Genomic DNA, 11,983 nt, shown 5'->3' with positions numbered 1-11,983 from the left:
AGGGCTTCTCAACGCCTTTTTTCGTTTTTTTTCTTAATTGACCGTACCACGAATGTGGAATTACATTTCCGTCAAAATTTATTTCTCTAAGTTTGTCAACTACAACATTTCCAGAAGAAAACACCTTTTCACCTTCTTTTTGATATAATAGCTATAAATAAAGTTTTCTCAGAACTTTATTGTCGAGTGCTTCCTGTGGTCGCCAAACTATCGGGAGCACTCTTTTATATATTTTTTTCAATTCTTTTCAATACTAAATTTGCTATTTCATCTTCTCTCAAAACTTTCACCTCTCTTCATTCGAGCAAACATAAACTCATTAACTGCCTTTTTCGAATAAAATTTTCTTGCCCCTAATTCAACGACGGGCAATCCCTCATTTCTCACAGCATTTTTTAAAAAGTTTTCGCTCACATTTAAGTATTCTGCCATTTCCTTTTGATTTAGATATTCTCTTGTCATACCCGCATTTTCTTGAGCCTTCTCAATCGCTTTTGTAGCAATCTGATAAAACTGCTTTAGAAACATTTCCTCCTGCTCTTCTGAGATCATTAATTTTATTGCTTCCACAAAAACCTCTCCTTTTTGATTGTTCTATAACTTCTCTACCTAACAAATTATTACTTTTTGTTACAAAATATCGCGAAGTAACAAAAAGTAACAATTTACACCATTAATATACTATCGTCTCCTATTAATGTCAATTGTTTTTTTGTCTTTTTTTGTTACTTGATATATAATGAAACCAAATTCCATAAGAGAGGTGATTGTATGAAACCAAATCCTGTTGAAACAGGTAAAAGAATTAAATCAATTCGTTCTAATTTTGGAATGACTATGGAACAATTTGCAGATTTAATTGGAAATGCTCAAAAAGGAAATATTAACAATTGGGAACGAGGATTCTCCCTTCCCAACAAAGAAAGATTAATTAAAATTGCTGAATTAAGTAACAAAACTATCGACTGGATTAAATGGGGAACTTTGGAAGAATACATAGCTTCATACCTTAAAGATTCAGGGTATGAACTATATATTAAAGACTTCCCAGAGATACCTCACAAAGTCTTTAATGACATTCAAGAAAGATATAGTAATACGTTTTCGCTAAATAAAGACTATGAGTTATTGAATCCTATAATAAAAAATATATTTACAAAATATTACTCAAAAGATTTTGAAATTTATCTAAATGAGATACTTGCTAATAATATCAATCCTCTTATCGAAGAGTACGCTAGTCAGAAACACTCTATCTCTAAAGAGTTATTTTTCAAAAGAGCCAACAGTAAACTTCAAGACAAAATAAGAAATGGTGATTTCAAATACGGTGAAAAAGAAACACTGATTGATTCTTTAAAACAGCTATTAGACGAAATGGACTTAGCCTATCAAGATATTTCAGAGTATTCATCTGTCGAGGATTTCTTTTATAAAATTACTAAAAACCAATTTGAAACAGAAAAATTCATTTCTGATCTTAGCAAAAAATACAATTTTCCATATGAGAAAAATAGTATAATCGCAACATTTCTAACTAATAATCACGATAAATTTAAAAACAATTGATTCTTCAAATAACTTCTCTACCTGCAATCATGAAGTAAGGAGAGAATCAAATGGCAACATTTTTTTGTTATAAATTACAAAATGGCGAAAAATATTGGGGATTTGAAACTTATTTAGGAAAAGATCCCAAGACTGGAAAAGATATACGTACAAAGCGTAGAAGATTCAAGTCAAAAGCTGAGGCGCAAACAGCACTTAATAGACTACTTGTAGACTTTAAAGAAAAACAAGAGTTTAAAATAAATGTTACAACTTTTCAAGAGTTGTATGAATTATGGATTGATAACTACAGAACAAGAGTAAAACCGTCTTCTGTTGCCGTTGCTCAACGTTTTTGCAAGAACCATATATTACCTGCTTTTGGAGAATTACGATTGGATAAAATAAGTGTTAGTTATTGTCAAAAACAGGTGAATGAGTGGCACAAAACATTAAAACAATATGGTTTCTTGAGAAAAACAACTGCTCAAATATTTAAATTTGGAGTAGCAATGGAAGTCTGTAAGGATAATCCTATGTCTAAAACATTGCTTCCAAGAAAAATTGAAGAAGAACAACCCTTGAAGTTTTACACGAAAGATCAATTACAACTGTTTTTACAGAATACTAAAGAAAATAATTCAGTTAAACTGTACACTTTTTTCCGTTTATTAGCTTATACAGGAATGCGTAAAAGCGAAGCATTGGCGCTTCAATGGGAAGATATAGACTATTTCAATAAAACAATAACAATTGGTAAAACTATCGCTCAAGACGAGTTTAATCAAGTAGTTCTACAAGTACCTAAAACTAAAAATTCATCAAGAACGATTCAGCTTGATGATTTTACACTTAAACAACTGCGTATTTGGCAACAAGAACAAATGAAAATAATGATCTTATATGGCTATAACACGAATTCACCAAAACAGTTTCTTTTCACTACAAACACAAACAAGTTGTACTACCCCCAAGTAGTAAACGATTGGTTAGACTGGATTTACAAAAAGACACCGATGGAGCCTCAAATTACTCCACATGGATTTAGGCATACCCACTGTAGCTTATTGTTTGAAAGTGGTGCGTCGATAAAAGAAGTACAGGAACGATTAGGTCATAAAGATATTAAAACTACCATGAATATCTATGCTCATGTCACACCACAATCTGTTAAGAAAACTGGTGACCGATTTGCAAAATTTATGGGCGAATAATTCCAAACGTAGCCAAAAACGTAGCCAACTATTAAAATACAAATAAAAAAACGCTCGAAACGCTTTAATATCAACGTTTCGAGCAATGAAATAGTTATTAACCCACAGACCCTTCCATCTCATAACTAATCAACCGGTTCAATTCGACTGCGTATTCCATCGGTAATTCTTTGGTGAATGGTTCGACGAATCCCATGACGATCATTTCGGTTGCTTCGCTTTCGGAGAGACCGCGGCTCATTAGGTAGTACAGTTGTTCTTCTGAGATTTTGGAGACTTTGGCTTCGTGTTCTAGGGACACCTGGCTGTTGTGGATCTCATTGAATGGGATGGTATCGGATTTCGATAGGTCATCCATAATGATAGTGTCACACTCGATATGGGAGATAGAGCCTGCGCTCTTCTTGCCGAAGGTGACTTGTCCACGGTAGTTTACTGCACCTCCGTCTTTAGAAATTGATTTTGAGACGATGGAGCTGGAGGTATTTGGTGCGTTATGGATCATTTTTGCACCAGTATCTTGGATTTGGTTGGCACCTGCAAAGGCAATGGAAAGCATCGTGCCCCGTGCGCCTTTGCCATCAAGATACACACTTGGGTATTTCATGGTTGTTTTGGCACCTAAGTTGCCATCGATCCATTCAACGGTAGCACCTTCTAAGGCTTTGGCCCGTTTGGTTACTAGGTTATAGACGTTGTCTGACCAGTTTTGAATGGTGGTATAGCGGCAGTAAGCGTCTTTTAGGGTGAAAATTTCAACGATGGCTGCGTGCAAACTATTGCTTGAGTAGGTTGGGGCGGTACAGCCTTCGACGTAATGAACGCTGGCGCCTTCGTCAACGATGATCAATGTTCGTTCGAACTGACCGGTATTTTCGGCATTGATCCGGAAATAGGTTTGTAATGGCACATCGACACGAACGCCTTTTGGTACATAGATAAAGGTACCACCTGACCAAACGGCTGAGTTTAAAGCAGCAAGCTTGTTATCGGTTGGTGGGACTAATTTTGAAAAGTATTGTTTGAACAGCTCAGGGTATTTCTTCAAGGCTGAATCGGTATCGGTAAAGACGATGCCAAGTTTTTCAAACTCTTCTTTCATGTTGTGATAAACGACTTCTGATTCGTATTGAGCAGAAGCGCCGGCCAGGTATGCCCGCTCGGCTTCTGGAATACCAATGCGCTCAAAGGTCTCTTTGATTTTTTCTGGTACGTCATCCCAATCACGGGCAGGACGATCACTTGGTTTTTGGTAATATTTGATGGCATCAAAATCGATGTCAGACAGGTCTGGGCCCCAGTTTTGCATGGGCATCTTGTTGAAGGCTTCAAGAGACTTCAAGCGGAACTCAAGCATCCATTCTGGCTCTTGCTTGACCCGTGAGATTTCACGGACGATGTCTTCGGTCAATCCTTCGCCGGTACTAAAAACAGGCTGCACGTCATCGTGGAAGCCAAATTTATATTCTTCTAATTCGGGTACACCCATGGTTCTCACTCCTTTTGTAGTGCGGTTGTCTATTCGCTGGTTTCTTCAGTGTCAGATTCATTGGCGTGGCTGTGACTGACAGATGCTTGTGTACTGTCGGCAGCAATGGCTTTTTCTAATGCTTTCCAAGCTAAAGTCGCACACTTGATGCGTGCAGGAAACTTCGCCACACCTCCAAGCATGGAAGCATCGCCTAAGCGATCGCTTTGGGGAATGTCATTTCCTTGGACGAGCTCAGAAAACAAGCCTGATAGTTCACCAGCTTCTGCTAGTGTCTTACCGATAATCGCATCCCCCATCATGGATGCACTGGCGGTACTGATGGAACAGCCTTCGCCAGTAAACGCGATGTCTTTGATGGTGTCTCCTTCGACAGCGAGCTCCAAGTGGATCACGTCGCCACAGGTAGGGTTATTCAATTCGACTTTGTACGTTGAATCATCCAAGGTGCCCCGATGATGTGGGTGGCTGGAATGATCCAGAATGACTTGTCGATACAAATTATCTAATTTCGTTAGTGCCATGTTGGAAAAACTCCTTCGTCAGCTTGATGGCGTCAACCAGTCGATCGGCGTCCTCTCTTGTATTATACAGGTAAAAGCTGGCCCGTGCAGTCGCTGGGACTTGCAAATAGCTCAAGAGGGGTTGGGCACAATGATGACCTGCCCGTACCGCGATGCCTTCCATGTCTAAAGCGGTGGCAACATCATGAGGATGGATGCCTGCTAGATTAAAGGCGATCACTCCCGTGCGTTTTGCTGCTTCTTGGGGGCCATAGATGGTCAAGCCTTCAATGGCTTGCAGTTTTGGCAAAACGTAAGCAGCTAAGTCTGCTTCATGGGCGTGGATGTTTTCTAAGCCGATTTCTGTTAAGTAATCCACCGCTGCACCTAAACCGATCGCACCGGCAATATTTGGTGTACCAGCTTCAAATTTCCACGGCAGTTCTTTCCACGTGCTTTCTTGCAGATGGACAAAATCGATCATTTCACCGCCAAATTCGACGGGCTCCATCTGATCCAGCCATTGCCGCTTGCCGTACAAGACACCAATGCCAGTTGGTCCGCACATTTTATGGCCAGAAAAGGCATAGAAATCACAATCCAGTGCTTGGACATCAACTGTCATATGTGGAACAGCCTGAGCACCATCCACCACCATGACGGCTTGGTGCTGATGCGCCAATTTGGTTAGCTCCGCAATCGGATTGATCACGCCTAAAACATTGGAAACGTGAGCGATCGAAACGATAGCGGTTTTTTCTGTGATCTGTTTCTTGGCATCTTCCATGTCCAAGGTGCCTTCTGGCGTCAGCTGGATATATTTCAAGGTAGCTTTTTTTCGGGCTGCTAATTGTTGCCAAGGGATGATATTGGAATGATGTTCCATATAGGAAATCACGATTTCATCGCCTTCATTGACAAAACGGTCGCCGTAGCTGCGGGAGACCCAATTTAAACCAGTGGTCGTCCCTCGAGTAAACAGCACTTCCGCCGTTTCATTCGCATGGATAAAGCTGCGCACTTTTTCCCGTGCGCCTTCATAGGAATGGGTCGCCCGTTCTGCGAGGGTATGGACCCCACGATGAACATTGGCATTGTCTTGATGGTAATAATCGGTGATCGCCTGCAGCACCGCCTCTGGCTTTTGCGTAGTGGCGGCATTGTCGAGGTAGATCAATGGTTCGTCATTTACGAGCTGATCCAAGATGGGAAACGCTTGTTTCACTTTTTGGGCATCGATCATGCGAGTAACTTCCCTTCGATAACGGCAACCAATTCTTGTTGCACTTCTTTGACTGGGATCGCGGTCAAGACGGAGCCTAAGAAGCCACGAATCACCAAACGTTCCGCTTCTGCTTTGCGCAGCCCACGACTCATCAAGTAGTACATTTCTTCTGGATCGACCCGTCCCACACTGGCTGCGTGTCCGGCGGTTACTTCGTGCTCATCGATCAAAAGGATTGGGTTGGCATCGCCCCGGGCTTGGTCAGAAAGCATCAAGACCCGACTTTCTTGTTGCGCGTCCGCCCCTTTTGCTCCTTTTAAAATGTGTCCGATACCGTTAAAGGTTAAGACGCCGCGTTCTCTAATGACGCCGTGTTGCAGGATATGGCCAATGGAATGCGGTGCTTTGTTGGTGACGCGAGTGTCGATTCCTTGTGTTTGACGCCCAGCACTGATTGCGACCGCTTTGACTTCCGAATGCGCGCCTTCGCCTACAAGATCAGAATCAAAGTCCGCCACGACGTCGCCGTCATTCATGACTCCAATTGCCCAATCTACCATCGCATCTCGCAACACGTAGCCGCGACGATTCATGTACGTAGTGATGTTGACACCTAACTGATCAATCGCAGAGAATTTGACCTTCGCACCTGCTTTGGCGATCACTTCCACTACGATATTGCCAGACAGTTTTTTCGCTTGGTCGCCTTTGGTTTGGAAACGTTCCAAGTAGCTGAACTCACTGTGCTCATCAGCAACGATCAAAATGTGTTTAAAGAAATGCGCTTGACTATTGCCATTGTGATAGAAAATCGCTTCAAGGGGTTCTTCGATCACCACGTTTTTTGGTACATACAAGAACATGCCGCTATTCATAAACGCCGCATGTGCTGCGGTCATTTTGTCTTCATCCATTGGTACTGCTTTGGTCATGTAGTATTGATTGACCAACTCTGGTACTTCTTTCATTGCTGTAAACAAGTCGGTGAAGATCACGCCTTTGTCGATCAGCTCTTGCGGTAATTGCTCAAAGATGGTGGTGTCATCAAACTGAACGAGAGTCGGATGGTTATCCATCGCGTCAAAGGCGGGAACCAAGCCAGCACCTGTCTCCTTAGATTCACTTGCAGGTAAGGTTGGATCGATGAAGCCTGCAAATTCTTTTTCACCAGCAAGTGCTTGTTCGTCGATATTGAACAATGGCCAACGCTCGTAACGCACCCGCTCGATTTTTGGAAACGCAAGTTCATCCACTTTCGCAAGGGCTGCTTGGCGTAATTCCAACATCCATTCAGGTTCTTCTTTTAACGCTGAAAAAACGTTGACTTGTTCAAGATAATCCTGTAATTTTGCCATTTACCTTGCCTCCTTACGCTTCTTCTTCTTTGTAGTCGATCCCTAACTCTTTACTGATCCCAGCATAGCCTTCTGCTTCTAGGCGTTTGGCTAAATCTGCCGAACCGGTCATCACGACACGGCCTTCCATCATGATATGAACCACGTCTGGTGTGATGTAGTTTAACAGACGTTGGTAATGGGTGATGATCAAAGCGCCAAAGCCTTCACCGCGCATTTCATTGACGCCTTTTGCTACGACTTTCAAGGCATCAATATCTAGACCAGAGTCGATCTCATCCAAAATCGCAAAGGTTGGATCTAGCATCAACAATTGTAAGATTTCATTTCGTTTCTTTTCTCCACCAGAGAAGCCTTCATTCAAATAGCGTTCCGCCATTTCTTCTGGCATATTCAATAAATCCATTTTTTCATCTAATTTTTTCAAGAAATCCATGACAGAGATTTTGTCGTCTTCGTCACGTTTGGCATTGATCGCTGCCCGCATAAATTCCGCATTGGTGATGCCTGGAATTTCACTTGGGTATTGCATCGCCAAGAACAGACCTAAACGAGCTCGCTCATCCACTTCCATTTCCAAGACGTTTTCGCCGTCGAACAAAATTTCCCCTTCTGTCACTTCATAATTCGGGTTACCCATGATGGCAGCGGACAAGGTTGATTTCCCTGTACCGTTTGGTCCCATGATGGCATGGATCTCTCCAGTTTTTAACACTAAGTCAACGCCTTTTAAGATCTTTTTATCTTCGATTTGGACGTGTAGATTTTTGATTTCTAAAACTGACATTTCTTTCCCTCCAGTATCTTTTCTTTCTCACTATTTTAGACTAATTGAGAATGAACTTCAAACGCTATTCCCGACTTTTTTAAAATATTTCTAATCTGTACATTGGAATTATTATAAAGTATTACATAGAGATAGTACATGGTTATTGTCTGTAATACTAGAAATTTTTTTGATTTGTTGTAAAAAAGAAAAAGGAATACGACATTGGCTGCCGCATCCCCTACCTTCACTTCTGCTGTGCCCATTCTTCTCGCAAGATGCCATACTTGATGGAATCATAATAGGTGCCTTCCCAGAAACGGACTTTGCGGATCTGGGCTTCTTTGGTCATCCCTAGCTTTTCTCCTAGTTTCATCATGCGGTGATTGCCCGACCACGTGGTATAACCAACACGCTGGATATGAGGCTGTGATTCAAACAACTCATTGATCCACTGGCGAATTGTTTGGCTGCCAATCCCTTGATTCCAAAGGGAAGCATCATAGATGGCTATCCCGAATTCCAACCACTGCTGCAAGGTATTGTCTTCCCAATAAGCGGTCGCGATCCCTACGATTCTTCCTTGATAGCTGATCGCTTTACGTAACGGGTTGTCGATACAGCTAGCGCCAAACCCCGTTCGAAATTCTTCCCACGTCAACACGGGGTCTTGGAAATACGGTCCGTCCCATTTTTTCCATTCTAAATCTGCCTTAGGCCCATAGCTGATCGACCAAAGTTCAGCAATTATTTCTTCCGTAATCGGTTGAAGTGTGACTGTTGCTGCCATCTTCAAGCCCCCCTTTCTCCTAAAAAAAGTCGTCTCCTTAAAGGGTTCTTCACGCATTATGGAGAACCCTTTGAGATATAAGTACACGTATTGTGATCGACGATCAGTGCTTATTTCCCAAAAAGCTTTTGGAGAAACCCTTTTTTCTCAGGGACTTCCTTTGTTTCAGTCACCTGAAGCGGTCCAGTTTCCTTCACGACTTGCTGAAAGCCACGATTGTCTTGCAGCAACAGACCGTTTAGTTCCAAAATCCCAGTCAGACTGCCAATCATCCGCCGCACCTCTCCCGCACTTTTACCGAAAAAGCGCTGGTCGTCATTTGCTTCGGCTTCTTCCAAAATAACCAGCAGCTGTTGGATGCTTTGATTTTGTTCACCTAAGACGTACGACAACTGGTCAACTTCCGCTGCTGTAGTTGCCGCTGACGGTACTAAATCCGTTACGAGCTTTAAGCTATCTAAATAATCCTTTAAGTCAAAAATGAACGTTTGTGCCGCTTCATTGTTCATTAATTGGCTTTGACTCAATTTTCTTTGTAGCGCTTCCAATTCGTTTGAACGTTTAGAAAGTTCGCTTACGATCGTTTCTGTATCCATACGCCACCTCCTAATGACATTGTCCCGTTTTCTCTTTCATCCGTCAAGAATTCGTCGGACTTTTTTCTGCGTTTTTACCGATCAGACCTGCCTATTGCTCCTGTTGGTACTTTGACGGTGCGCAGCCATAGCGCTTCGCAAAGAGCCGATTAAAATGGTTGATGTTTTGGAACCCAGATTGAAACGCCGCCTCTCGAATCGTCAGTGTTTCGTTACTGCGTAAATAAAAAAACTTTTGAAACCGAGCTTGCAATAAATCTTCTTTGGGCGTGGTATGAAAAAATTGTTGATAAAGCTTATAGAATTGGCTTTTACCGATGGAAAGCTCTCGGCTAAACTGGTAAAAATCCCATTGCTGTTCGCAATTGACTAACATTTTCAACCGCATCGCTTGAAACAGTTGATAGTGTTCGTTTTGTGGTTGCGGGATGCTTTCTTCAAAATTGCGTTCAAGTAAGACCAATAGATTTGTCATATACGCCGCGATCAATTCTTCCGTGTGCCGTTGTGGCAACAAGGATTCATGATTGATCTTTTGGATCAATTTGTTGATTTGTTGAATATTTTTCGGCTGGAACAGTTGGTTACAAGGGATCGCATAGGTTTCTTCGATCACTTGATCCGTTTGAAACTCAACAAAGCTATTAAAAAAATCTTCTTTGCCACGATAATCTTGATAGACGGTTGGAGGAAAAAGAATGCAGCTACCTTTTTCACTAGTTTCTTGATGACCATCTTCAAAAGTGAAAACCATTGGAGACAACGTCAACACGAAAAGATAATGCTTTAAGCCAGAGGGTCGATAAATATGATCGGAAACAGCATTGTGCATTTGAAATCCTGAATAGGTTACGTTCAACTTCTCACTCCTTCCTACTTGCCTTTAGTATAAAGAAAACGGACAAAACGTCAATAGAATAAGACAGAATGTAGTGTTTATTTTCATGGACTATCGCTACAATGAAAGAAAAGAAAGGGGTTGCAAAATTGAAGAAAACTACGATGTATTTAGACAAACACTTTATTTTGGCACCAGTCGACGAACGGATCTACGGCTCTTTTGTGGAGCACTTAGGGCGCTGTGTGTACGAAGGGATCTATCAACCAGAAAGTTCTTTTGCCGATGAGCAAGGCTTTCGTCAAGATGTCGCTGCCTTGGTCAAGCAGTTGAATGTGCCGATCGTCCGTTACCCAGGAGGCAATTTCGTCTCTGGGTATAAATGGGAAGATAGCGTCGGCCCTAAAGAGCAACGGCCAGCAAAAATCGATTTGGCCTGGCGGGTAATCGAAAGCAATCAGTTCGGCTTAAACGAATTTATGGATTGGACCAAACAAGTCAATACGGCACCGATGATGGCGATCAATCTTGGGACACGAGGAATCGAAGCAGCGAAAAACTTGATCGAATACACCAATTTAAAAGGCGGCAGCTATTATAGTGACCTCCGTCGTGCCCATGGGGTGGCCGATCCTCATGACATCAAACTTTGGTGTCTAGGAAATGAAATGGACGGTCCTTGGCAAGAAGGACATAAGACAGCCGATGAATATGGCCGTCTCGCAGAAGAAGCTGGCAAAGCGATGCGTTTGGTGGACCCAACGATCGAAACCGTCGCTTGTGGTAGTTCTTCTCTCACGATGCCGACCTTTGGCATGTGGGAAGATACAGTATTAAGTCATTGTTACGATCAAGTCGACTACATTTCCATGCACCAATATTATGGTAACCGTAACGGCGATAGCCAAGATTATCTAGCAAGCAATGTCGCAATGGATCAGTTCATCAGTCAAGTCGCAGCAATCTGTGATGCAGTGAAAGCCAAACGCCGAAGCAAGAAGACGATCAATATTTCCTTCGACGAATGGAACGTCTGGTACCACTCAAATGAACAGGATCAAAAAATTGAACCTTGGAGTCAACACCCACCACAATTAGAAGACGTCTATCACTTTGAAGATGCGTTACTCGTCGCAAGCATGATGATCACGATGCTTCATCACGCAGATCGCGTTAAAATCGCCTGCATGGCACAGCTGGTCAACGTGATCGCACCGATCATGACTTCCGATACTGCCGCTTGGAAACAAACGATTTTTTATCCCTATGAAATGATCAGCAACTATGGTCGCGGTCACGTGTTGCATAGTATCCTTCGAGGAGCTGATTTCGATAGCAGCCACGGAAAAGCTTCTTATGTGGATGCCATTGCGATCGAAAACGAAGATGACTATTTGACCTTTTTCTTAGTAAATAAGGATTTGCAGGATGCCAATGAATTCACTTGCGACTTGCGTCAATATGATTCATTGCAAATCGCTACCCATCAAGTCTTGCACCACCCAGACTTGCATGCCGTCAATACCGAAGCAACCCCGAACAACGTTGTGCCCGTCAATGGAAAAACAGCGGAATTGAATGACGGCATTTTGCGTGTCGTCTTGGAAAAACAAAGCTTCCAGATGCTACGCTTGAAGAAAAACGGCAGCAAGTAACGAG

General features: G+C 42.3%; 12 protein-coding genes. 3 read left to right on the top strand and 9 right to left on the bottom strand.

All coding sequences use genetic code 11. The features are described from left to right. Positions 1-267 precede the first annotated feature (267 nt). A complete protein-coding gene (locus QN079_RS02415; protein WP_002313373.1) occupies positions 268-570 on the bottom strand; it encodes a helix-turn-helix domain-containing protein in 303 nt (100 codons plus the stop codon). Positions 571-771: 201 nt separating this feature from the next. Here QN079_RS02415 and QN079_RS02410 point away from each other — a divergent pair, with 201 nt between their 5' ends. Next, positions 772-1,569: a helix-turn-helix domain-containing protein gene (locus QN079_RS02410; protein WP_010778236.1), complete on the top strand. Its 798-nt coding sequence runs from the start codon at positions 772-774 to the stop codon at positions 1,567-1,569. A gap of 50 nt (positions 1,570-1,619) precedes the next feature. Beyond that, a complete protein-coding gene (locus QN079_RS02405; RefSeq protein WP_002337874.1) occupies positions 1,620-2,762 on the top strand; it encodes a site-specific integrase in 1,143 nt (380 codons plus the stop codon). A gap of 97 nt (positions 2,763-2,859) precedes the next feature. Here QN079_RS02405 and sufB read toward each other — a convergent pair whose 3' ends face one another. From sufB to QN079_RS02365, 8 genes are all read right to left on the bottom strand, one after another. Further along, positions 2,860-4,251, bottom strand: a complete 1,392-nt coding sequence (sufB, locus tag QN079_RS02400) for a Fe-S cluster assembly protein SufB (RefSeq protein ID WP_118215766.1) — start codon at positions 4,249-4,251, stop codon at positions 2,860-2,862. A gap of 29 nt (positions 4,252-4,280) precedes the next feature. Beyond that, entirely contained in the window at positions 4,281-4,775 is a 495-nt protein-coding gene (gene sufU, locus QN079_RS02395; protein ID WP_005232105.1) for a Fe-S cluster assembly sulfur transfer protein SufU, read from the bottom strand. Beyond that, on the bottom strand, positions 4,753-5,997 hold the full coding sequence (locus QN079_RS02390; RefSeq protein ID WP_015508911.1) for a cysteine desulfurase: 1,245 nt from the start codon (positions 5,995-5,997) through the stop codon (positions 4,753-4,755). Before QN079_RS02390 ends, sufU begins: the two co-directional genes overlap by 23 nt. Continuing rightward, on the bottom strand, positions 5,994-7,334 hold the full coding sequence (gene sufD, locus QN079_RS02385; protein ID WP_015508910.1) for a Fe-S cluster assembly protein SufD: 1,341 nt from the start codon (positions 7,332-7,334) through the stop codon (positions 5,994-5,996). The genes QN079_RS02390 and sufD overlap by 4 nt, the downstream gene beginning before the upstream one ends. Before the next feature lie 13 nt (positions 7,335-7,347). After that, the gene (sufC, locus tag QN079_RS02380; protein WP_005232112.1) at positions 7,348-8,121 is read right to left on the bottom strand and encodes a Fe-S cluster assembly ATPase SufC; all 774 of its coding nucleotides are present in this window, start codon (positions 8,119-8,121) and stop codon (positions 7,348-7,350) included. A gap of 226 nt (positions 8,122-8,347) precedes the next feature. After that, positions 8,348-8,890 carry a GNAT family N-acetyltransferase gene (locus tag QN079_RS02375; RefSeq protein WP_118215767.1) on the bottom strand — a complete coding sequence of 181 codons (543 nt, stop codon included), beginning with the start codon at positions 8,888-8,890 and terminating at the stop codon, positions 8,348-8,350. Positions 8,891-9,000: 110 nt separating this feature from the next. After that, positions 9,001-9,486, bottom strand: a complete 486-nt coding sequence (locus QN079_RS02370; RefSeq protein ID WP_118215768.1) for a hypothetical protein — start codon at positions 9,484-9,486, stop codon at positions 9,001-9,003. Between the two features lie 91 nt (positions 9,487-9,577). Then, positions 9,578-10,345 carry an AraC family transcriptional regulator gene (locus QN079_RS02365; protein ID WP_010748756.1) on the bottom strand — a complete coding sequence of 256 codons (768 nt, stop codon included), beginning with the start codon at positions 10,343-10,345 and terminating at the stop codon, positions 9,578-9,580. Between the two features lie 101 nt (positions 10,346-10,446). Here QN079_RS02365 and arfA point away from each other — a divergent pair, with 101 nt between their 5' ends. After that, positions 10,447-11,979 (top strand): arabinosylfuranosidase ArfA, encoded by a 1,533-nt coding sequence (gene arfA / locus QN079_RS02360; protein WP_118215769.1) that lies wholly within the window; start codon positions 10,447-10,449, stop codon positions 11,977-11,979. The last annotated feature ends 4 nt before the right edge of the window (positions 11,980-11,983 follow it).

The sequence above is a fragment of the Enterococcus sp. FZMF genome, assembly GCF_030263915.1.
GTDB classification, from domain to species: domain Bacteria; phylum Bacillota; class Bacilli; order Lactobacillales; family Enterococcaceae; genus Enterococcus_D; species Enterococcus_D casseliflavus.
This window is presented reverse-complemented; position numbering and strand designations above follow the sequence as displayed.

Excerpts from the sequence above, each read along its gene's own strand:
- QN079_RS02410 (WP_010778236.1), top strand. The coding sequence starts at position 772 with ATGAAACCAAATCCTGTTGAAACAGGTAAAAGAATTAAATCAATTCGT.
- QN079_RS02405 (WP_002337874.1), top strand. The coding sequence starts at position 1,620 with ATGGCAACATTTTTTTGTTATAAATTACAAAATGGCGAAAAATATTGG.
- sufB (WP_118215766.1), bottom strand. The coding sequence starts at position 4,251 with ATGGGTGTACCCGAATTAGAAGAATATAAATTTGGCTTCCACGATGAC.
- sufU (WP_005232105.1), bottom strand. The coding sequence starts at position 4,775 with ATGGCACTAACGAAATTAGATAATTTGTATCGACAAGTCATTCTGGAT.
- QN079_RS02390 (WP_015508911.1), bottom strand. The coding sequence starts at position 5,997 with ATGATCGATGCCCAAAAAGTGAAACAAGCGTTTCCCATCTTGGATCAG.
- sufD (WP_015508910.1), bottom strand. The coding sequence starts at position 7,334 with ATGGCAAAATTACAGGATTATCTTGAACAAGTCAACGTTTTTTCAGCG.
- sufC (WP_005232112.1), bottom strand. The coding sequence starts at position 8,121 with ATGTCAGTTTTAGAAATCAAAAATCTACACGTCCAAATCGAAGATAAA.
- QN079_RS02375 (WP_118215767.1), bottom strand. The coding sequence starts at position 8,890 with ATGGCAGCAACAGTCACACTTCAACCGATTACGGAAGAAATAATTGCT.
- QN079_RS02370 (WP_118215768.1), bottom strand. The coding sequence starts at position 9,486 with ATGGATACAGAAACGATCGTAAGCGAACTTTCTAAACGTTCAAACGAA.
- arfA (WP_118215769.1), top strand. The coding sequence starts at position 10,447 with ATGAAAGAAAAGAAAGGGGTTGCAAAATTGAAGAAAACTACGATGTAT.